Raw genomic sequence first — 21,227 nt, forward strand, 5'->3', positions numbered from 1 at the left:
AGGATCAAACCGGCCGCTGTCGGTAGTCTTTACACTTTCACTTCCAGGATCAGACATCCAGCGCGTTTTCGGGAGTGAGTGCATGCTTACGGCAACATATATATTGGTTTCCCTGTCGGTGGAACAGGCCAGCATTCGCATGAGCTTGCTGGCTTTTCAGAAGTACATGCATGTGCAACTGCGCCACCAGAGCAGGCTCAGTTTGGCGCAGATGCAGTACGCGGGCGACTGGCTGAACCGGCTCTACCAGGGCGGCTACTGGCGCAAGGTGGAGATGTACCTGATCCCCGCCATCCGCCAGGCCGCGCCGCATGCGGATGGTCTGTTGGATGAAATCAACGGCTTGAACCATGCGGCGCTGGAAAGCATCAACGTCGTGCAGCAGCGCGCGGGCGCCGCCATCGACCATTCGGAATTGCAGGCCGAGCAGCTGTGCGCCGCCATCGACGCCTTTTGCGCGGCCTTGCTGCAGCGCCTGGAAAAAGAAGAGCGCGAGCTGTTCGCGCTGGCGCGCAAGGTCATCGTGGGCGAAACGTGGTTTGCCATCGCCTACCAGTTCCTCGCCCACGATGCGCGCGCGCAGGAAGCGCGCCGTGGCAAGGCGCAAGTGCTGCCCTTTGTTTTGCCGGCAGCCGGCGGCGCTGAAGCGGTGGCCGATGGCGCAGAGTCCAGCTCGCCCGTGCCGCCGCAGCCGCTGCGCGCGCAGGCTTGAACGGGTAGCGAGCGCACACCCCATTCTCCCGTTTGTACCGGGGGCGCTTTCCTGATTTTGCGCTGGCCCACCCATGGGGGAGTGCCGTGTTACTCACTCTGTTATTCACTATGTTACTCAATTGGTAACTTGTACATACCTGTCCGATGCAATACCCCGGGCTTTGTTATGATGGTGGTTTTGATCCACGCGAAACCCGTCATGTTCGAATTTCTCTTCAAGCGTTCTGCCAGCAAGACTGCCGTCCCCGATCCTGTCGTGGCAGAACAGGCCGCCGCCTCGGCGCAGAGCGCATCGCGCCGCGCCGAACAGGTTGCGCGCGCCCATGCCGTGGCCGGCGACGAAACCGCCGCCTTTGAATTCATCGTGTCCAGCGAATTTGCCGATGCCCGCCTGATCGCGGCCGAACACATCCATGCCTTGCCCCTGCTGGAAAAAGTCCACCACGCCATGCGTAACACGGACCGCCGCGTTGCCAAGCTGATGCAGGGCCGCATCGACCTGATCCGTCACCAGGCCGCCGAGACGCAGCGCGCCCAGGCCAGCATCGACACGGCCCAGCGCCTGTTGAACGATGAAAAGCTGAGCCCTAACCAGGTTGCCGAGCTGGACCGCCAATGGCAAGTCATCAAGGCCACGCCCGAGCTGGCGACGGCGTTTGCCGCCGCGCGCGCCGCGCTGGCCGCCCGCCTGGAAGCGCAAGTGGCGCTGCAGCGCGCCGTGATCGACGCCGTTGCCGCCACGCGCGCCTTGGCTGCCAGCGGCCAGTCCGCCGGCGAGCTGGCGCAGGCGCTGGCACGCCTCGACGCGGAACATGCGCAGCATGCGCAATCGCCCGAGCGTGCCTCCTTGCCGAAACACCTGGAAACGGATTTCACGCAGGCGCGCGAGCAGGCGCAGTCCGCCTTGCAAGCGCTGCAGCAGCACCAGGCCGTGTTCGACGCACGCCAGGCCGCGCTGGCCGAATGGCAGGCGCAAGACGCCGCCACGCTCGACTTGGATGCCTTGAAACGCGCGTGGCAAGCCTTGCCGCGCCTGCCCGATTCGCCATTGTCCGACAGCCTGCAGCAGCAATTTGCGGCCGTGTTGGCCAGCGCGCCGGCGCCCGTGCAGACGGCAACAACAGAGGCTGCAGCGGCCCATGCCGAGCCTCTACCTGTACCGCGCAAGCCGCGCCAGGAACACGCGCCCGTGTCGAAAGAAGCGACGGAGCAATTCTTCAAGGTGCTCGACGCCATGGAAGCGGCGTTGCAGGATGGCTTGCTGCACGTGGCTTCCGAGCACGATAAAACTTTGCGCGATACCAAACACGGTCGGCTGACGCCGGCGCAAGCGGACCGCCTGGCCCACGTGCGCGCAGAGTTCAAGCGCCTGGCCGACTGGGCGCGCTGGGGCGGCAACGTGTCGCGCGAGGAACTGGTCAAGGCGGGCGAGGAATTGCCGGCGCAGCAACTCCCAATGGCCGAGCTGGCCAAGAAAGTGGGCAGCCTGCGCGAGCGCTGGAAGTCGCTCGACACCCTGTCCGGTCCCGCACCGAAGTCTTTGTGGGAGCGTTTCGACGCGGCATGCAGCGTGGCCTATGCGCCGGCGGCCCAGCATTTCAAGCAGCTGGCCGAAGAGCGCCACGGCAATGCGGCCAAGGCCCAGGAATTGATCGCGGAAACGGCGACCCTGGCGGCCGAAGAAAGCACCGACTGGAAACACGTCGCGTCCGCCTCGCAGCGTTTGCGCCAGGCGTGGACGCGCCTGGGCACCATCGACCGCAAGGAAAAGAAACGCCTGGATGCGGAATTTGGCGCCGCGCTGGACGCCCTGTCGAAGCCGCTGGAAACGCAGCGCCAGATCGAGACGGCGCGCCGCGAACAATTGATCGTCGAAGTGGGCTTGCTCAAGCCTTCGGAGCGCAATACGGTCGACATGCTCAAAGCCTTGCAGGATAAATGGCAGGAACTGGCGAAAGCCCTGCCGCTCGAGCGCCGCGCGGAACAGGCGTTGTGGCAGCGTTTCCGCGCCGCCTGCGACGATATCTTCGCCAGGCGCAAGGAAACGGCCCACGCGGCCGACCACGAGCGCCGCGAACACCTGCATGCGCGCGAAGCGCTGTGCGCCGCGCTGGAAACGGCCGTCGTGCCCGAGGGCGACGACAAGAGCCGCACCGCCTTCATCAATCACTTGCTGCGCGACACGCGTGCCGCATGGAACGCCACGGGTCCCGTGCCGCGCGCCAGCGAAGCGAAGGTCGAGCAGCGCTACCAGGCGGCTGTCGCCGGCGTGCAAGCGCAGGCGGACGCCATCGCCGAACGGGCTGGCGCGGCCCAGGCCAACGCCTTGCGCGACAAGCTGCGATTGGTGCAATCGCTGGAAGTTTCACTGGCTGATGGCGGCGCCGACGACGCGCAAGCGTGGAGCGAGCGCTGGAGCGCCTTGCCGCCGCTCGACACCCAGTACGAACGCAGCCTGCAGCAGCGCTTTGCCGCCGCCCAGGCCGCGCTGGGCGAGGGCGCTGCCGCCTACGTGCGGCAATTGCAATCGAACCAGGAGCGTTTGCTGGCTGAAGTCTTGCGCCTGGAAATCGTCGCCGGCGTCGACAGCGGCGCCGAATTTGCCCGCGACCGCCTGAAGATGCAGGTGGAAGTGCTGCAATCGTCGCTCAAATCGGGCCAGAAGCCGCTCACGCAAGCGTCGCAGCTGATGCAGCTGTGCGCGATTGCCGCCGCCACCGATGCGCGCACGGCCAGCCGCATCGAAACCCTGCTGCGCCGTATCGGAGGAAACGTCAAATGAGTACCACCGTCCGCATCCAGCAAGCTGATTTTGACTTGAGTCAAGAAATCGCACAATTGCGTGCAGGCAACCCCAAGGTGGGCGCCGTCGTCGGCTTCGTCGGCACGGTGCGCGACATGAACGAAGGACTGGACGTGGCGGCCATGGAGCTCGAGCACTATCCGGGCATGACGGAAAAGTCCATCGAAACCATCGTCGAGCAGGCGCGGGGCCGTTGGCCCCTGTCCGGGGCGCTGGTGATCCACCGCGTGGGGCCCCTGCTGCCACAGGAGCAGATCGTGCTGGTGGCGGTCTCGTCCGCTCACCGGGGCGAGGCCTTCGCCGCCTGCGAATTCATCATCGACTACCTGAAGACGGAAGCGCCGTTCTGGAAGAAGGAAGACACGCCCGAAGGGGCGCGCTGGGTCGATGCGCGCGACAGCGACGAGACGGCGCTGGACAAGTGGGCGGCAAAAGCAAGCGCCATTTGAATCGTACGGGTCCCGCACCGTAGCTTTTGCCCAAATGCATCGGTTTTCTGCTTTGTGTATGCTTGAAAAGTACTGCCTCACCCCAATTTGGTTAACAACTAATTAACCGGGAGCGCCTTTCATGCGACAAGACAAACTCACTACCAAATTACAGGAAGCCCTGGCCGATGCGCAAAGCTTGGCCGTGGGCAATGACAACCCCTATATCGAACCAGTCCATTTGCTGACGGCCCTGTTGAACCAGGACGACGGCGGCGCCCGCTCGCTGTTGCAGCGTGCCGGCGTCAACGTGGGCGGCCTGTCCAAGGCCCTGGGCGCCTCGATCGAACGCTTGCCCAAGGTATCGGGCACGGGCGGCGACGTGCAGGTCAGCCGCGAATTCGTGGCCTTGCTGAACCTGGCCGACAAGGAATCGCAAAAGGCGGGCGACCAGTTCGTCTCCAGCGAAATGGTCTTGCTGGCCATGACGGACGACAAGTCCGACTGCGGCAAGCTGGCGCGCGAAAACGGCCTGACCCGCAAGGCCCTGGAAGCGGCCATTGACGCCGTGCGCGGCGGCAACAAGGTCGACTCGCAGGAGGCCGAAGGCCAGCGCGAAGCCCTGAAAAAATATACGCTGGACCTGACGGAGCGGGCGCGCAAGGGCAAGCTCGACCCCGTCATCGGCCGCGACGACGAAATCCGCCGCACCATCCAGATCCTGCAGCGCCGCAGCAAGAACAACCCCGTGCTGATCGGTGAACCGGGTGTGGGCAAGACGGCCATCGTCGAAGGCCTGGCGCAGCGCATCGTCAATGGCGAAGTGCCCGAGTCCTTGAAAGGCAAGCGCGTACTGTCGCTGGACATGGCCGCCTTGCTGGCCGGCGCGAAATTCCGCGGCGAGTTTGAGGAACGCCTGAAATCCGTGCTGAAAGAACTGGCCATGGATGAAGGGCAAACCATCGTCTTCATCGACGAGATGCACACCATGGTGGGCGCGGGCAAGGCCGAAGGTGCGATGGACGCGGGCAATATGCTGAAACCGGCGCTGGCGCGCGGCGAGCTCCATTGCGTGGGCGCGACGACCCTCGACGAGTACCGCAAGTACATCGAGAAGGATGCCGCGCTGGAACGCCGTTTCCAGAAAGTGCTCGTCGACGAGCCGACCGTGGAAGCGACGATCGCCATCCTGCGCGGCTTGCAGGATAAATACGCGCTGCACCACAAGGTGGAGATCACGGACGCGGCCATCATTGCCGCCGCCGAGCTGTCGCACCGCTACATCACGGACCGCTTCCTGCCCGACAAGGCGATTGACCTGATCGATGAAGCGGCGGCGAAGATCAAGATCGAGATCGATTCGAAGCCGGAAGTGATGGACAAGCTGGAACGCCGCTTGATCCAGCTGAAAATCGAGCGCGAAGCCGTCAAGAAGGAAAAGGACGAAGCGTCGTTGCGCCGCCTGGGCCTGATCGAGGAAGAGATCGTCAAGCTGCAGCGCGAATACAATGACTTCGAGGAAATCCTGAAGGCGGAAAAAGCCGTGGTGCAAGGCAGCACGCACATCAAGGAAGAGATCGAAAACGTCAAGCTGCAGATGGAGCAGGCCACGCGCGAGAGCAACTGGCAGAAAGTGTCGGAGCTGCAGTACGGCAAGCTGCCGCAGCTGGAAGCCCAGCTCAAGCAGGCTGACAGCGGCATCCCGAAACTCGACCCCGACCAGCCGAAGCTGCTGCGCACGGAAGTGGGCGCCGAGGAAATCGCCGAAGTGGTGTCGCGCGCGACAGGCATACCCGTGTCGCGCATGATGCAGGGCGAACGCGACAAGCTGCTGCACATCGAAGAGAAACTGCATGAGCGCGTCGTGGGCCAGGATGAAGCGATCACGGCCGTGGCGGACGCCATCCGCCGCTCGCGCGCCGGCTTGAGCGATCCGAACCGTCCGTATGGTTCCTTCATGTTCCTGGGACCGACGGGCGTCGGCAAGACGGAATTGAGCAAGGCGCTGGCCACCTTCCTGTTCGATACGGAAGAATCGATGATCCGCATCGACATGAGCGAGTTCATGGAGAAGCATTCCGTGGCCCGCCTGATCGGCGCGCCGCCGGGCTATGTGGGCTACGACGAGGGCGGCTACCTGACGGAAGCCGTGCGCCGCAAGCCCTACAGCGTGATCCTGCTCGATGAAGTGGAAAAGGCGCATGCCGACGTCTTCAACGTGCTGCTGCAAGTGCTCGACGATGGACGCATGACGGATGGCCAGGGCCGCACGGTGGACTTCAAGAATACCGTCATCATCATGACCTCGAACCTGGGTTCGCATAAAATCCAGGCCATGGAAAGCGATGATCCCGGTGTCGTGAAGCTGGCCGTGATGGCCGAGGTGCGCTCGCACTTCCGTCCCGAGTTCGTCAACCGCATCGACGAAATCGTCGTGTTCCACGGCCTCGACGAGAAAAACATCGGCGCGATCGCGAAGATCCAGCTGAAGATTCTCGAAGAACGCCTGGCGCGCATGGACATGCAGCTGAGCCTGACCGACGCGGCCTTGCAGCAAATCGCCGAAGCGGGCTACGACCCGGTGTATGGTGCCCGTCCGCTGAAACGGGCGATCCAGCAGCAGATCGAAAATCCGCTGTCGAAGCTGATCCTGGAAGGCAAGTTCGGCCCGAAAGACGAGATCCGCATCGACGCCCAGAACGGCAACCTGGTGTTTACGGGCGCGCAGGTGGGGTTGGACAAGGTGTAATTTTTACCCCAACGGCAAAGTGCCGGGGTCAGACCCGTCGGGTCTGACCCCAGTTTTACGCTGTGGGGTGTTGGCACAAGCTAACATCGGGATATTCTAAAGCAAGGGCGCAATCGGGCTAGACCTGATCGCGCCCTTCTTGCTATCATCGTCACTATTTTCTGACTAATTCCGGAGGCGGTACGATGGCAAACACATGGCAAGCAGGGCGGCGCATTGGAGTGGGACTGGCCTTGGCGGCGGCCGTACTGGCCTTGCCTGCGCACGCTCAGGCCCAGGAAGAAAAAGTCCTGAACATCTATAACTGGTCGGACTATATCGGCGACGATACGATCAAGAATTTTGAGAAGGAAACGGGCATCAAGGTGCGCTACGACGTTTTCGACAATAACGAAATCCTCAATGCGAAACTGGTGGCGGGCAAGTCCGGCTACGACATCGTCGTGCCGACGGCCCAGTGGGCGCGCCTGCAGATCGATGCGGGCCTGCTGCGTAAACTCGACAAGAGCAAGCTGACGAATTTGGGCAACCTGGATCAGAACCTGCAGGCCAAGCTGGCGAAGATCGACCCGAACAACGATTATTTGGTCGACTGGCTGTGGGGCTACACGACGGTGGGCATCAACGTCAACAAGGTCAAGGCCGCGCTGGGCGGCATGCCCATGCCCGACAATGCCTGGGACTTGGTCTTCGACCCGAAATATGCGGCCAAGCTGAAATCGTGCGGCGTGTCCTTCCTCGACTCGCCGTCGGAAGTGCTGCCGGCCGCCCTGCAATACCTGGGCAAACCCGCCTACTCGAAAACGGCCACCGACTACCAGGAAGCGGGCAAGGTGCTGCAGGCGATCCGCCCTTATGTGACCCTGTTCAGCTCGTCAGGCTACATCAATGACATGGCCAACGGCTCCGTCTGCGTGGCGCTGGGCTGGTCGGGCGACATCAATATCGCGCGCCAGCGCGCCATCGATGCGAAAAACGGCAATGTGATCCAGGTGCTGGTGCCGAAGACGGCCGCCCTGATGTTCGACACCATGGCGATTCCCGCCGACGCGCCGCACCCGAACAATGCGCACCTGTTCATCAACTATATTTTGCGTCCGCAAGTGCATGCCAGCCTGAGCAACAAGGTGTTCTACGCGAACCCGAATCCGGCCAGCATCAAATATGTACGCAAGGACATCGGCGAGAACAAGGCCATCTTCCTGTCGGACGCCGACAAGCAGCGCATGGCCGCGCCTGAAGCGACCACGGCCGACATCCGCCGCTTGATGACGCGCATCTATACGAAGTTCAAAACGGGAGTGTAAGACGGGAGTATAAAAACAAGGATGGCGCGAGGGACGGGCCTGTTGGGCCGTCGCTGGCGCCATGCGATAGTGCCGAGGTGAGCGCTACTCGTGATAGCGGTCCATCAGCTTATGGTGGCTGCCGCGCATTTCTTCGACCAGTTCAAAGGCGACAAAGCCGATGATGGCGGCGAAGATGGCGATGAAGAGAAAAACGAGGAAGGTGATTAACATGGTCTTTCAGCCGCCGTTGGACGGCTGTCCGCTGGGTTGCTCAATGTGCGGGAGCAGGGCTCTTGCACGTAGTTGATGCAATTAAACTCTAGCAGATCGGCAGCGCTTTACAAGGCTGCTGAGTTGCGAACCCCACTAGTATTTGTCCCAGCGCACTTTTTGCGCATTTCCCCGCTTCGCCCGCTTATTTCACGCCCCTTACTTCACCACCAGGTCATGCGCCATCACCGCCTTCAAATAGATGCTGACGGGGTCGCCTGGCTCGCGCTGCGAAAACCACCAGGCGCTGGCCTTGCGCATTTCCCATTCCTGGTCCTCGCCCGTCAGCAGCAGGGCGGCCGCCTGACCCAGGGTGGGCTGGTGACCGACGATGAGCACGGTTTCCTTGCCGCCGGGCCAGTTGGCCGCCTTGAGGATGTCTTCCGCTTCGGCGCCGGGCGCCAGTTCCGGCATCAGCTTGAACTTGCGCCCCAGCGCCTCCGCCGTTTGCAGGGTGCGCAGGGCGGGGCTGACGAGGATGCGGCAATTTTCCGGTAGTTGCGAGGCCAGCCATTCCCCCATGCGGCGCGCCTGCTTCTGGCCTTTGACCGTCAGGGCGCGTTCGAGGTCGGGGACGCCCGGCTCGGCTTCTGCGTGTCGCCACAAGATGAGATCCATGCTGTGCTCCTCTGTGTTGAATTGCCTATTCGCCGACCTCCGCGCCCGGCGTGCCCAGTGTGTGCATCAGGTATTGCTGGGCGCTGAACGGTGTTTGCTTGCCGCGCGGCTTGCGGCGCGCGTAATGACCGGTCGGCTCCAGTTCCCATGCATTTGTATTATCCTTCAAATACGGATTCAAGCCTTCGGCGATCACGCGCCGTTTCAGCGCCCGGTCAAGTACCGGGAAAGCCACTTCCACACGGCGGAACAGGTTGCGGCTCATCCAGTCGGCGCTGGCCAGGTAGACATCGTGCGCCAGGTCGTTGCGGAAGTAGTAAATGCGGCTGTGTTCGAGGAAGCGGCCGATCACGGAGCGCACCTTGATGTTTTCCGACAGGCCCGGCACGCCCGGCTTCAGGGTGCAGGCGCCGCGCACGATCAGGTCGATCTTCACGCCATCGGTCGAGGCCGCATACAGGGCGCGGATCACGGATTCATCAACGAGCGCGTTGACTTTCACGATGATGCGCCCGCGCCGGCCCGAACGGGCGATCTTCGCCTCGTTGCGGATGGCCTTGATGATCTCGCTTTGCAGGCCGAACGGCGCCAGCCACAAGTGGTTCAGGTTGTGCGGCTTGGTCAGGCTCGTCAGGTGGATGAAGACTTCATTGACTTCCACGGCCAGGTCCTGGTTCGCCGTCAGCAAACCGAAGTCCGTGTACAGCTTGGTCGTCGTCGGATGATAGTTGCCGGTGCCCAAGTGGGCGTAGAAGCGCAGCGCGCCTTCTTCGCGGCGGATGACGAGCGCCACCTTGGCATGGGTTTTCAATCCCACCACGCCGTACACGACCTGTGCGCCCGCCTGTTCCAGCTTGTCGGCCCAGTTGATATTGGCTTCTTCATCGAAACGCGCCATCAATTCCACGATGACGGTCACTTCCTTGCCCATCTTCGCCGCCGTGATCAGGGACTCCATCAAGTCCGAGTTCATGCCCGTGCGGTAGATCGTCTGCTTGATGGCGACGACGGAGGGATCGTAGGCGGCGCTGCGGATGAAGTCGATCACCGTCTGGAACGACTGGTACGGGTGGTGCAGCAGGATGTCGTGTTTGCTCAGCGCGGCAAAGATGTCGTTGCCGATGGCTTTATGCGCGAGGCCGGGGAAGAACGGTGGGAAGCGCAGCTCTGGCTGTTTGACGTGGTCGATCATTTCCGACAGGCGCACCAGATTGACGGGGCCGTTGACGCGGTACAGCCGGCTTTGATCCAGGCTGAACTGGTCGAGCAGGAACTGCGACAATTCTGGAGGGCAATTGCGCGCCACTTCCAGGCGTACGGAAGTGCCGAACTGGCGGCCGACCAGCTCGCCTTTCAGGGCCTGGCGCAGATTCTTGACTTCATCCTCGTCCACCCACAGGTCGCTGTCGCGCGTGACGCGAAATTGCGAATAGGCGATCACCTCACGCCCGGCAAACAGGTCCGAGATGTGCGCATGGATGACGGACGACAATAAACAGAAGGACACGCCATCGCCGGAAATCTCGTCCGGCAGCTTGATGACGCGCGGCAAGACGCGGGGCGCCTTGACGATGGCGATGGCCGTGCCGCGGCCGAACGCATCCTTGCCGCTCAGCGAGACGATGAAATTGAGACTTTTATTCACCACCTGCGGAAACGGGTGGGCCGGGTCCAGGCCGATGGGCGTCAGCAGGGGCCGCACTTCGCGGTCGAAATACTGCTTGACCCACGCGCGCTGCGCCTCGTTGCGGTCGCTGTCGCGCAGCAAATGCACGCCCGCTTCGCGCAGGGCCGGCAAGACTTCGCTATTTAATATCTCGTACTGGCGTTCCACCAGCGCATGGCATTCCTTGCCGATGCGCTCCAGGTTGGCCGCCAGGGCAGGGTGGCCGGCCAGCGAACCGCCGATGCTGCCGGCCGCCAGCAGGCTGGCCACGCGCACCTCGAAGAACTCATCCATATTGCTGCTGACGATGCACAGGTAGCGCAGGCGCTCGAGCAGCGGAATGTTCGGGTCTTCCGCCTGGGCCATCACGCGCCGGTTGAAAGTCAGTTGCGACAGCTCGCGGTCAAGCAGGATGCCCGATTTGGTCACTTCCGTGTGCAGTTCAGGTTTCATATTCTTTTGTCTTTGCAGATAGTTAATTCTAGCCGTATTTCATCATGTATGACGCGTTGTGAGTGTAATCATGAAATATGACGTAAGCGTGACATACGCTGTCATAAAGCGTCGCCACCTCTGTCATTTTTCGCGCTGAAAATGGCAGTTCCCCGGGCGTAGGCAATTATTTCAGGATTTTTTACCCATGTCATAAAGCTGTCATATTCGCTTGCTAGACTGCGCAGCATTCAACCGGGACTTTGAGCCCCAACAACCCTGAGGACTTGATATGCAAATGAAGCAAATGTTCAAATTTATCGTCGTGGGTGCTTCGGCAGCGATGGCATTTTCTTCCGCTTCCGTCATGGCGGCAGATATGACAGGTGCTGGCGCAACCTTCCCGTACCCGATCTACGCCAAATGGGCCGAGACGTACAAAGCCAACACGGGCAACGGCCTGAACTACCAGTCCGTCGGTTCCGGCGCCGGCATCAAGCAAATCAAGGCAAAAACTGTTGAATTCGGCGCTTCGGACATGCCTTTGAAGGCGGAAGAGCTGGAAGAGGCAGGCCTGATGCAGTTCCCGGCCATCATGGGCGGCGTGGTCACCATCGTCAACCTGGACGGCGTAACCCCAGGCCAACTGAAAATGACGGGTAAAGTCGTTGCCGACATCTACCTGGGCAAGATCACCAAATGGAGCGCGCCTGAAATCGCCGCCCTGAACAGTGGCGTCAAGCTGCCGGACACGGAAATCACCGTGGTGCACCGCGCCGACGGTTCGGGCACGTCGTTCCTGTTCACCGACTTCCTGTCGAAAACCAACCCGGAATTCAAATCGAAAATCGGCGCTGGCTCGGCTGTGAAATGGGCCGTGGGCGTGGGCGGCAAGGGTAACGAAGGCGTCGCCGCCAACGTGCAGCGTATCAAGGGTTCGATCGGCTACGTCGAGTGGGCTTACGCCAAGAAGAACAAGATGTCGCACACCCAGCTGCAAAACAAGGACGGCAACTTCCTGCAGCCTGACGACGAAAACTTCAAGGCAGCCGCCGCTTCGGCACCTTGGACGCAAACCCCAGGCTTCGGCGTGGTCCTGACCGACCAGGCTGGCAAGAACAGCTGGCCTATCACGGGCGTGTCGTTCATCCTGATGCACAAAGTACAGGCTGACGCAGCCAAGGCCAAAGAAGTCCTGAAATTCTTCGACTGGGCCTACAAGAACGGCGGCGCCGCTGCCGTTGAGCTGGACTACGTGCCTATGCCGGCATCGGTCGTGAAATTGGTGCAGGAATCGTGGAAAGCCAACCTGAAAGACGCTTCCGGCAAGTCGATCTACTAATCGCATGGCCTGAGTCATGCATCCTTGCCCCGTCAGCAGCACGGCGGGGCAGGGAGTTAGCCAGGACCGCCCGCAAGCCCTTGCAGGCGTTCCCGGCTAAAAGAGCACGATAAAAATAGCAGTACCTGCAGTACCACCCATATGGCACACTATGAGCGCACAATCTACCTCCTCCACGATCCCCATGCCAGGCGGCACCATGACCGATTCCATCAGTCACGCGCAAATGCTTTCCACCATGCGCAAGCAGCGCTTCCAGGATTTCATGTTCCACAAGGTGACGATGCTGTTCGCCCTGTCGGTGCTGATCGTCCTGGTCGGCATCATCATTTCGCTGATCATGGAATCGATACCGGCCTTCAAGACCTTCGGCCTGCATTTCATCGTTTCGGCCGAGTGGGACCCCGTCAATGACCAGTACGGCGCCCTGATCCCCATTATCGGCACCCTGGTGACGTCCGTCATCGCTCTGCTGATCGCCTTTCCCGTCAGCTTCGGCATCGCCCTGTTCCTCACGGAAATCTGCCCGGCCTGGCTGCGCCGCCCGCTGGGCACGGCTGTCGAGCTGCTGGCCGGCGTGCCATCGATCATCTACGGCATCTGGGGCCTGTTCGTGTTTGCGCCCCTGTTTGCCGACCACGTCCAGCCCATCCTGAAAGCCACCTTGGGCAACGTGCCCGTCATCGGCCAGCTGTTCAGCGGCCCCATGATGGGCATCGGCCTGCTGACGGCCGGCCTGGTGCTGGCCATCATGATCATCCCCTTCATCGCTTCCGTGATGCGCGACGTGTTCGAGATCGTTCCTGCCGTGCTGAAGGAATCCGCATACGGCCTGGGCTGCACGCGCTGGGAAGTGGTGCGCAAGATCGTCTTGCCATACACCAAGACCGGCGTCGTCGGCGGCGTCATGCTGGGCCTGGGCCGCGCGCTGGGCGAAACCATGGCCGTGACCTTCGTCATCGGCAACGCGAATAAACTGTCGTGGTCGCTGTTTGCCGCCGGTAACAGCATCACCTCCCTGCTGGCGAACGAATTCGGCGAAGCGCAATCGGCGCTGCACGTGTCCTCGCTGTTCTCGCTGGCCCTGATACTGTTTGTCATCACCTTTATCGTCTTATCCGCCGCCAAGCTGATGCTGGCTGGCATGTCCCGCAAGGAAGGCACGAAATGAGCCAAGTAAGCACTCTCGACGCTCCGGTCAAGCCGGCCATGAATCCCGTCTACCGCAAGCGCCTGCTGATGCACCGCATCGGCATCGCCCTGTCGGTGGGCGCCATGGCCCTGGGCCTGGCCGTGCTCGTGTGGATTTTGTGCACCCTGGTGATCAAGGGTTTCGGCGCACTGTCCATCGACTTGTTCACGCAAACGACGCCGGCCCCCGGCAGCGAAGGCGGCGGCTTGATCAACGCCATCGTCGGCAGCGCCCTGATGGTGGGCCTGGCGACTGTCGTCAGCACCCCGATCGGCATCCTGGCCGGCATCTACCTGGCCGAATACGGCGAAGAAAACAAGCTGGCGCAAGTGACGCGTTTCGTCACCGACATCATGCTGTCGGCGCCATCGATCGTCATCGGCCTGTTCGTGTATGCGCTGTACGTGGCGCATGTGAAACACTTCTCCGGTTACGCGGGCGCCATCGCGCTGTCGCTGATCGCCGTACCCGTGGTCGTGCGCACGACGGACAATATGCTGCGTCTGGTACCGAACAGCCTGCTGGAAGCCGCGTTTGCCCTTGGCGCGCCACGCTGGAAGGTCGCCACCCTCGTGCGCTTGCGCGCCGTCAAGGCGGGCGTGATCACCGGCGTACTGCTGGCATTGGCCCGCATCGCCGGCGAAACGGCGCCGCTGCTGTTCACGGCCCTGAATAACCAGTTCCAAAGCTTCAACATGAATGCGCCGATGGCCAACTTGCCGTCCGTCATCGCATCGTTTGCGATGAGCCCGTACGACAACTGGCGCTCGCTGGCCTGGGGCGGCGCACTGCTGATCACCTTCAGCGTGCTGGCCTTGAATATCCTGTCGCGCACCGTGTTCAGCCAAAAAGTCCCTAATTAAACAGATACCGAGCGAAGCGAACCCCTATGAATACGCAAATGAATCCAGCCCAAGACTTGGCACCAAAGAAAAAAACCATCGAGATTTCGGGCCTGAACTTTTTTTACGGCAAAACGCAAAGCCTGCATAACGTTAATCTCGATATCCACGAGAAGAAGGTCACGGCCTTCATCGGCCCGTCCGGTTGCGGCAAGTCGACCCTGCTGCGTACCTTGAACCGCATGTACGATCTGTACCCGGGCCAGCGCGCGGAAGGCTCGATCCTGTACCGCGGGCGTAACGTGCTCGACGCGGATCAGGACGTCAACATGCTGCGCGCCAAGGTCGGCATGGTGTTCCAGAAGCCGACGCCGTTCCCCATGTCCGTCTACGACAACATCGCCTTCGGCGTGCGCCTGTATGAGGACCTGTCGAAGGGCGAAATGGACGAGCGCGTCGAGTGGGCCCTGAAAAAGGCCGCGCTGTGGGGCGAAGTCAAGGACAAGCTGAGCAAGAGCGGCCTGTCGCTGTCGGGCGGCCAGCAGCAGCGTTTGTGCATCGCGCGCGGCGTGGCCGTGAAGCCGGACGTCTTGCTGCTCGATGAACCGACCTCGGCGCTGGACCCGATCTCGACCTCGAAAGTGGAAGAGCTGATCAGCGAACTGAAACAGGATTACACGATCGCCATCGTGACGCACAATATGCAACAGGCGGCGCGCTGCTCCGACTACACGGCCTATATGTATTTGGGCGAGCTGGTGGAATTCGGCGAAACGGACCAGATCTTCATGAATCCGGCCCGCAAGGAAACGCAGGATTACATCACGGGCCGCTTCGGCTGATCCGCCCCGCGCATACACAACAACTGAATACGGAGAGACAGCATGATAGGCGAACATTCATCCAAGCAATACGACAACGAACTCGAAGCGATCCGCTCGAAAGTGCTGCTCATGGGCGGCATCGTTGAAACCCAGTTCCTCGACGCGATGACGTGCTTTCGCATCGGCAACCCGGAACGCGCCGACCGCGTGATGCGCGAAGACGACGTCGTCAACCAGCTGGAAGTGTCGCTGGACGACGCCTGCAGCCATCTGATCGTGCGCCGCCAGCCGGCCGCCAACGATTTGCGCACCATCATGGCCACCATCAAGGTGATTACCGACCTCGAGCGCGTAGGCGACGAGGCGACGAAAATCGCCCGCGTGGCGAAGAATCTGCACAAGCGGGGCAACGGCGTCGTCAACCATTACGAGATGGTGCGCGGCATTGCCAACACGGCCACCGACATGCTGCACGACGCCCTGGACGCGTTTGCGCGCAACGATGGCAAGCAAGCCTTACAATTAATTGCACAGGATGCCATCATCGACCATGAGTTTCGGTCTATCATGCGCAACTTGATCACCTTTATGATGGAAGACCCGCGCACGATTTCGGCGGCGCTCGATACCCTGTGGGTGGCCAAGGCCATCGAACGGATCGGCGACCATGCGAAAAACATCGCCGAATACGTGATTTACGTGGTTGAAGGCAAGGACATCCGCCACACCAAGGTGGCTGCTCCCGCCATTTCCGAGGAGCTCCCTGAGTAAGCTTTATGGCATCTGATAAAACCACGGTATTGATTGTTGAAGATGAGCCGGCCATCGTTGAACTGGTGACCTATTCGCTGCGCGAATCCGGCTGGAATTGCTGTTCCGTACAAAACGTTGCCGATGCCTGGGAATTCATCCAGCACCGCACGCCGCACCTGATCCTGCTGGACTGGATGCTGCCGGACCAGACGGGCTTGCGTCTGCTGTCGCGCATCCGCGCCGACCGCAATTTCGCCGCCATCCCCGTCATCATGCTCACCGCCAAGAGCATGGAAGAAGACAAGCTGGCCGGCCTGAACAGCGGGGCCGACGATTACGTCACCAAGCCGTTCTCGCCACGCGAGCTGCTGGCCCGTGCCAAGGCTCTCTTGCGACGCAAGAGTCCGGAACACGCGCAGGCGCCCATGCGCGCGGGCAACGTGGCGCTGGACCCCGTCAGCTGCACGGTGATGATGGATGAACAGAAGATCGATATCGGCCACGCCGAATACAAGCTGCTGAAATTCCTGCTGGCCCATCCGGAACGCGTGTTTTCGCGCAGCCAGCTGCTCGACAAGGTGTGGGGCGACCATGTGGTGATCGAGGAACGCACGGTCGATGTCCACGTATTGCGCTTGCGCAAAGCCTTGAAAGAGGCGGAAAGCCTGATCAAGACGGTGCGCAGCGTCGGCTACATGTTGTCTGAAAAGTAAAGCTTGACTCTATGAATCCGAAATTGCTGTTCTGGGTACCGGCCGCCTTGCGCATGGTGCTGGCGCTGCTGGGCGTGGCCGTCGTCTGGTATCTGTTTGGCGCCACGTATGCGCTGGGCATCGCCTTCGTGCTGATGGCCATGATGGTGTTCGTGCAGCTGTCGTATCTGTTCCAGCTGAGTAACTGGCTGGACAATCCGCAAAGCGCCAAGCTGCCCGACGGCTGGGGCGCCTGGACCAGCATTTTCGCGCGCCTGTACCGCATGCGCCGCGACGACGAGAAAAACCAGGCCGAGCTGACGGAATGGCTGGCGCGTTTCCGCCAGGCCATGCACCTGTTGCCCGACGGCGTCGTCATCATGGACGACGTGCTGTTCCTCGAATGGTGCAACCCGGCCGCCGAGAAACATCTGGGTCTCACGCACGAGCGCGACAAGGGCATGCGCGTGACGAACCTGATCCGCAGCCCCGAGTTCATGGATTACATCATCCTGGGCCGTTACGACCAGCCGCTGACGATCACTTTCCGCAACCGCAAGCTGATCGTGCAGATCATTCCATTCGAGAATCGCCGCCAGATCCTCGTCACGCATGACGTGACGGAGACGGAACGCATCGAAATGATGCGCCGCGACTTCATCGCCAACGCGTCGCACGAATTGCGCACGCCGCTCACCGTCATCGTCGGCTTCCTGGAAATCGCTTCCGCAGAGCTGGACCTGGACGCCACCACGCGCGCCTCCCACCTCAAGCTGATGACGGAGCAGGGCCACCGCATGCAGCATCTGATCGAGGACATGCTGACCCTGTCGCGCCTGGAATCGGTCGATTATCCGCTGCGCCCCGAGCCGGTGGATATCAAAAAGCTCATGCAGCAAGTCTTGCGCGACGCCAAGGGCTTGTCGGCAGGCAAGCATGAAGTGACGATGGAATGCGACGGCCCCGACGTGCTGGGCAGCTACGACGAGCTGTACAGCGCCTTTGGCAACCTGGCGTCGAATGCCGTGCGCTATACGCCGGCCGGCGGCACCATCACCCTGCGCTGGCAGGATGGCCCGGCCGGTCCGCAATTCATCGCGCAAGATACGGGCATCGGCATCAGCCAGGAGCATATTTCGCGCCTGACGGAACGTTTCTACCGCGTCGACAAGAGCCGTTCGCGTGAAACCCAGGGCACGGGCCTGGGCCTGGCCATCGTCAAGCACGTGCTGCTGCGCCATGGCGGGACGTTGGCAATCCAGTCAGTGGCCGACAAGGGCAGCAGCTTCATCGTCAGCATGCCCAAGTCCGTCGTCACGCCGCTGCAGGGCGAATTGCTGGTCAAGTAAGCGGGGGAGGGGAGGACTTCTTCCCTGTTTCCTGCGCGACTAGTGCAAGCTTGGCATAAGTCGTTACAATCAGGCCATGACTTTAATCAACGCCTCTTTTCGCCACGCCGGCGCGCAACAACTGGCCCAGTCGCTGCAGGCTGCGCGCCACGATACTTTATCCCTGTTCGACTGTTACGTTACTGCCGGCCTGGACGTGGTGGCCGGCCTGCCCCGCCATCCGCGCCTCAATCCTCCCTTGTGGCAACTTGCGCACATCGCCTGGTTTGCCGAGTGGTTCATCCTGCGCGAAGCCGCTTCCAGCCATCCGGCCGACGCCATTTATAATTCCCTGCTGACGCGCGGCGACGACTTGTTCGACGCCAATATGGTGGAGCAGCGCATGCGCTGGAAGCTGGAACTGCCCAGCCCGGGCGCGGTGAAAACGTATTGCCGCGAAGTACTCGACCGGGTGCTGGATAAACTGTCGCGCGAAGCCAATGTCGACAGCGCTCTGGCGCCGTACCGGCTGGCACTGGCGCATGAAGACTTGTGTGGCGAGGAAATGCTGGCCGGCCTGCAATGGCTGGGACTGGAGGCGCCGGAATCGCTGGCGGCCAGCCCGGCCTTGCCGCCAGGCGCGGGCGAGATCGCTTTTCCAGGCGGCACCATCGAACTGGGCTCGCAGCGCGGGGCCGGATTTGCTTTTGATAATGAATCGCCGCCCCACGCCTCCTACGTGCCGCCGTTTTCCATCGATGCCTGTGCCGTATCGAACGCCCAGTTTGCCGATTTTGTCGCCGACGGCGGCTATCAGAACCGCCAGTTCTGGAGCGCGGCCGGCAGCGCATGGCTGATGCAGCAGGAGCGCTCGTCGCCCCTGTACTGGCTGCGCGAAGCAACACAGTGGCGCACCATGCGCTTCGGCCAGCGCACGACCTTGCCGCCGAATGAAGCCGTGCGCCACATCAACCTGTATGAAGCGCACGCGTACTGCGCCTGGGCGGGGCGCCGCCTGGCGACCGAGGCGGAATGGGAGTATGCTGCGCTGTCCGGCCACCCGCGCTTTCACTGGGGCCAGGTGTGGGAGTGGACGGCGACGCCGTTCGAACCGTATCCGGGTTTTGCGGTCGATGCCTGGCGCGAATATTCGGCGCCGTATTTCATGCGGCACCAGGTGTTGCGCGGCGCCGCATTCGCCACGCCGCCGCGCCTGCATTCGCCCCGCATGCGCGCCTTCCATGCGCCCGAACGGGGCGACATCTTTGCCGGCCTTCGCACTTGCGCCTGGTAACAGGTAACCATTTCAGGATTCTTTTTGAGTACAGATAACGCCCCGCAGTTCATTCCCAAACGCATCACGCCCACGCCGGAACAGGTCGCCATCCAGACGGCGCAAAAGAAAGTGGTCTTGATCGACGCCAATGCCGGCGCGGCCAAGACGACGACCCTGGCCCTGCGCCTGGCCGAAGCGCTGCACCGCGGACGCGCGCCGGAACGCATGCTGGCCCTCGTCTTCACGGAAGCGGCGCGCGTGGCCCTGCGCCAGCGCCTGCTGGAAGTGGGTGTGCCGCTCGGTGTCGTCAAGCGCCTGACGGTCGACACCTTCGACGCCTTTGCCGCCAAGGTGCTGTTGCAGCTGGAAAACATGCAGGTGGCAGCCATGCGCAGCGATGAAGAGCTGCGCCCGATTGCCTGGGAAGCTTTGGCCGTCGTGTCGGAAAAATATGCTCACCGCTATCCGCTGGAAATCAACACGACGAACGGGGCGATTGCCGAATTCTTGAAACTGCAGCTGCGCACCAAGGCGCGCCTGGATTTCCAGAATCCCGACTTCGAAAGCAATTCCCTCGACGACAACCTGGAGCTGCTGGGCATGTCGCGCACGCATTATCTGTGGCTGCGCGAATACGAAGGCTTGCGCGGCGCCGACACGGGCGACATCCAGTTCCGTGCGCCGTTCGACGCCACCTACGACCTGGTGCGCATGCTCGACGGCGACGAGCCGCTGCGCCAGCAATTGCCGGCCTTCCAGATCATCGTGGCCGATGAATTGCACGATTTGAATGAAGCGTCGTTCCGCCTGCTGACCATGCTGATACGCCGCGGCAACGCGTTTTTCTGCGGCGCCGGCGACAAGGATCAAGTCATTTACACGTGGTCGGGCGCCGACCACCGCTTCCTGCGCCAGCGCTTCGAGCAGGAATTCCCCACCTTGCAGCGCTTGCCGTTGACGGCTTCCTATCGCTATGGCCCGCAACTGGCGCAGGCCGTGGGCGTGCTGAAAAACAAGGCCAGCGTGTCGGCCCTGTCGCGCGCCACCCACATCGAGCTGCTCGAGTACGACCATGCGCAGCCGCAGGCGTGCAGCGCCCAGCTGATCGCCGCGCTCGAACACGCGCATGCGGGCACGACGGCTATTTTGCTGCGCGACCGCGACCAAGCCATCCGCGTGGAAACAGCGTTGTTCCAGAGCGGCATCGCGTATGGCCTGGTGGACATGAACAGCTATCTGCTGAGCCTGGAAGTGCTGATGCTGCGCGGCATGGTTGCCATCGCCCGCAAGGACTTGCATGCGATCAAGAGCGGCCCGCGCCGCGGTGAAATCCTCGAAGCCCTGGTGGCCTTCGCGGAAATCCCTTTTACACGCGCGGAATTGCAGCAAGCCAAGGCCGACGTGGCCAACTATCCCGACTTGCTGGAAGGCTTCTTGACGAACCAGCTGGCCAAGTCGCAGAACCAGGACAAGGCGGCGCTGACCCTGGCCGCCGTCGATTACCTGCGCGCACTGCCCCCGGATGCCCTGGCGGGCGAGGCGCTGCGGCACATCTTTGGCCTGATGCAGCTGGAACAGACGGCGCGCCGCATCTATGTCGACCCGGCCCAGGCGCGGGTCGTCGCCCGTTCCCTGCACGGCTTTATCGCCGTGTGCAGCGAAGCGGGGGTGGCGCTGGGCGGCTTTGCCGGCTGGCTGGGCGAGATGGAAGAGGCCGTGACGGTCTCGACCGGCAAGGCCAAGCTGGTCATCGCCTGCATCGACCAGATCAAGGGCCTTGAATACAACCACGTGATCTTGCCCTACCTGGCCGTCGACGAATTCCCGCGTAGCAAGACCGACCCGCTGGAAGAGGAAAACCGTTTCTATGTGGCCGCCACGCGCGCGCGCGACAGGCTCACCTTGCTCACGCCGGAAGATCCCGCCTACCGGAGCCGCTACATCGCCGCCCTGCAGCTGAAACAGAAGATTGTTGCCTCAAAGTCATAGATCTTTTGCCGCGCGGCTGC

Annotated in this window: 17 protein-coding genes; 14 read left to right on the top strand and 3 right to left on the bottom strand. The window is 61.9% G+C overall.

What is annotated here, in order from left to right:
• Positions 1–82: 82 nt before the first annotated feature.
• The 5 genes from ASN89_RS05375 (at position 83) to ASN89_RS05395 (ending at position 8,001) form a co-directional block, all read left to right on the top strand.
• The gene (locus ASN89_RS05375; RefSeq protein WP_138828856.1) at positions 83–712 is read left to right on the top strand and encodes a hypothetical protein; all 630 of its coding nucleotides are present in this window, start codon (positions 83–85) and stop codon (positions 710–712) included.
• Between the two features lie 201 nt (positions 713–913).
• A complete protein-coding gene (locus ASN89_RS05380) occupies positions 914–3,496 on the top strand; it encodes a DUF349 domain-containing protein (protein WP_058048547.1) in 2,583 nt (860 codons plus the stop codon).
• On the top strand, positions 3,493–3,966 hold the full coding sequence (moaE, locus tag ASN89_RS05385; protein ID WP_058048525.1) for a molybdopterin synthase catalytic subunit MoaE: 474 nt from the start codon (positions 3,493–3,495) through the stop codon (positions 3,964–3,966). The genes ASN89_RS05380 and moaE overlap by 4 nt, the downstream gene beginning before the upstream one ends.
• Positions 3,967–4,087: 121 nt before the next feature.
• On the top strand, positions 4,088–6,694 hold the full coding sequence (gene clpB, locus ASN89_RS05390) for an ATP-dependent chaperone ClpB (protein ID WP_034755055.1): 2,607 nt from the start codon (positions 4,088–4,090) through the stop codon (positions 6,692–6,694).
• 185 nt (positions 6,695–6,879) lie between these two features.
• Complete coding sequence (locus ASN89_RS05395; RefSeq protein WP_058048526.1) at positions 6,880–8,001, top strand: polyamine ABC transporter substrate-binding protein; 1,122 nt, start codon at positions 6,880–6,882, stop codon at positions 7,999–8,001.
• Between the two features lie 84 nt (positions 8,002–8,085).
• On the opposite strand, the gene ASN89_RS29665 is transcribed toward ASN89_RS05395, so the two are convergent.
• From ASN89_RS29665 to ppk1, 3 genes are all read right to left on the bottom strand, one after another.
• Complete coding sequence (locus ASN89_RS29665) at positions 8,086–8,214, bottom strand: hypothetical protein (protein WP_256267160.1); 129 nt, start codon at positions 8,212–8,214, stop codon at positions 8,086–8,088.
• Between the two features lie 198 nt (positions 8,215–8,412).
• Positions 8,413–8,871, bottom strand: a complete 459-nt coding sequence (gene sixA, locus ASN89_RS05400) for a phosphohistidine phosphatase SixA (RefSeq protein ID WP_058048527.1) — start codon at positions 8,869–8,871, stop codon at positions 8,413–8,415.
• Between the two features lie 25 nt (positions 8,872–8,896).
• On the bottom strand, positions 8,897–10,990 hold the full coding sequence (ppk1, locus tag ASN89_RS05405) for a polyphosphate kinase 1 (RefSeq protein WP_034755061.1): 2,094 nt from the start codon (positions 10,988–10,990) through the stop codon (positions 8,897–8,899).
• A gap of 271 nt (positions 10,991–11,261) precedes the next feature.
• Between ppk1 and pstS the strand changes: the two genes are divergently transcribed.
• From pstS to ASN89_RS05450, 9 genes are all read left to right on the top strand, one after another.
• Complete coding sequence (pstS, locus tag ASN89_RS05410) at positions 11,262–12,311, top strand: phosphate ABC transporter substrate-binding protein PstS (RefSeq protein WP_046684744.1); 1,050 nt, start codon at positions 11,262–11,264, stop codon at positions 12,309–12,311.
• A gap of 199 nt (positions 12,312–12,510) precedes the next feature.
• Positions 12,511–13,482 carry a phosphate ABC transporter permease subunit PstC gene (pstC, locus tag ASN89_RS05415; RefSeq protein WP_235194289.1) on the top strand — a complete coding sequence of 324 codons (972 nt, stop codon included), beginning with the start codon at positions 12,511–12,513 and terminating at the stop codon, positions 13,480–13,482.
• Complete coding sequence (gene pstA / locus ASN89_RS05420; RefSeq protein WP_046684743.1) at positions 13,479–14,366, top strand: phosphate ABC transporter permease PstA; 888 nt, start codon at positions 13,479–13,481, stop codon at positions 14,364–14,366. Before pstC ends, pstA begins: the two co-directional genes overlap by 4 nt.
• Positions 14,367–14,404: 38 nt before the next feature.
• Positions 14,405–15,187, top strand: a complete 783-nt coding sequence (pstB, locus tag ASN89_RS05425) for a phosphate ABC transporter ATP-binding protein PstB (protein ID WP_010396817.1) — start codon at positions 14,405–14,407, stop codon at positions 15,185–15,187.
• 42 nt (positions 15,188–15,229) lie between these two features.
• A complete protein-coding gene (gene phoU / locus ASN89_RS05430) occupies positions 15,230–15,940 on the top strand; it encodes a phosphate signaling complex protein PhoU (protein ID WP_034778131.1) in 711 nt (236 codons plus the stop codon).
• 5 nt (positions 15,941–15,945) lie between these two features.
• Complete coding sequence (locus tag ASN89_RS05435; protein ID WP_034755074.1) at positions 15,946–16,635, top strand: response regulator; 690 nt, start codon at positions 15,946–15,948, stop codon at positions 16,633–16,635.
• Between the two features lie 11 nt (positions 16,636–16,646).
• The gene (phoR, locus tag ASN89_RS05440) at positions 16,647–17,963 is read left to right on the top strand and encodes a phosphate regulon sensor histidine kinase PhoR (RefSeq protein WP_034755076.1); all 1,317 of its coding nucleotides are present in this window, start codon (positions 16,647–16,649) and stop codon (positions 17,961–17,963) included.
• A 76-nt stretch (positions 17,964–18,039) separates the two neighbouring features.
• Positions 18,040–19,236 (top strand): selenoneine synthase SenA, encoded by a 1,197-nt coding sequence (gene senA, locus ASN89_RS05445; protein ID WP_235501867.1) that lies wholly within the window; start codon positions 18,040–18,042, stop codon positions 19,234–19,236.
• Between the two features lie 24 nt (positions 19,237–19,260).
• Positions 19,261–21,207 (top strand): UvrD-helicase domain-containing protein, encoded by a 1,947-nt coding sequence (locus tag ASN89_RS05450; RefSeq protein ID WP_058048528.1) that lies wholly within the window; start codon positions 19,261–19,263, stop codon positions 21,205–21,207.
• Positions 21,208–21,227 lie beyond the last annotated feature (20 nt).

Origin of the sequence: Janthinobacterium sp. Ant5-2-1 (assembly GCF_001445815.1) — a bacterium.
GTDB lineage: Bacteria > Pseudomonadota > Gammaproteobacteria > Burkholderiales > Burkholderiaceae_D > Janthinobacterium > Janthinobacterium lividum_E.

Coding starts and splice junctions, on each gene's coding strand:
- ASN89_RS05375 (WP_138828856.1), top strand. CDS start 83: ATGCTTACGGCAACATATATATTGGTTTCCCTGTCGGTGGAACAGGCC.
- ASN89_RS05380 (WP_058048547.1), top strand. CDS start 914: ATGTTCGAATTTCTCTTCAAGCGTTCTGCCAGCAAGACTGCCGTCCCC.
- moaE (WP_058048525.1), top strand. CDS start 3,493: ATGAGTACCACCGTCCGCATCCAGCAAGCTGATTTTGACTTGAGTCAA.
- clpB (WP_034755055.1), top strand. CDS start 4,088: ATGCGACAAGACAAACTCACTACCAAATTACAGGAAGCCCTGGCCGAT.
- ASN89_RS05395 (WP_058048526.1), top strand. CDS start 6,880: ATGGCAAACACATGGCAAGCAGGGCGGCGCATTGGAGTGGGACTGGCC.
- ASN89_RS29665 (WP_256267160.1), bottom strand. CDS start 8,214: ATGTTAATCACCTTCCTCGTTTTTCTCTTCATCGCCATCTTCGCCGCC.
- sixA (WP_058048527.1), bottom strand. CDS start 8,871: ATGGATCTCATCTTGTGGCGACACGCAGAAGCCGAGCCGGGCGTCCCC.
- ppk1 (WP_034755061.1), bottom strand. CDS start 10,990: ATGAAACCTGAACTGCACACGGAAGTGACCAAATCGGGCATCCTGCTT.
- pstS (WP_046684744.1), top strand. CDS start 11,262: ATGCAAATGAAGCAAATGTTCAAATTTATCGTCGTGGGTGCTTCGGCA.
- pstC (WP_235194289.1), top strand. CDS start 12,511: ATGACCGATTCCATCAGTCACGCGCAAATGCTTTCCACCATGCGCAAG.
- pstA (WP_046684743.1), top strand. CDS start 13,479: ATGAGCCAAGTAAGCACTCTCGACGCTCCGGTCAAGCCGGCCATGAAT.
- pstB (WP_010396817.1), top strand. CDS start 14,405: ATGAATCCAGCCCAAGACTTGGCACCAAAGAAAAAAACCATCGAGATT.
- phoU (WP_034778131.1), top strand. CDS start 15,230: ATGATAGGCGAACATTCATCCAAGCAATACGACAACGAACTCGAAGCG.
- ASN89_RS05435 (WP_034755074.1), top strand. CDS start 15,946: ATGGCATCTGATAAAACCACGGTATTGATTGTTGAAGATGAGCCGGCC.
- phoR (WP_034755076.1), top strand. CDS start 16,647: ATGAATCCGAAATTGCTGTTCTGGGTACCGGCCGCCTTGCGCATGGTG.
- senA (WP_235501867.1), top strand. CDS start 18,040: ATGACTTTAATCAACGCCTCTTTTCGCCACGCCGGCGCGCAACAACTG.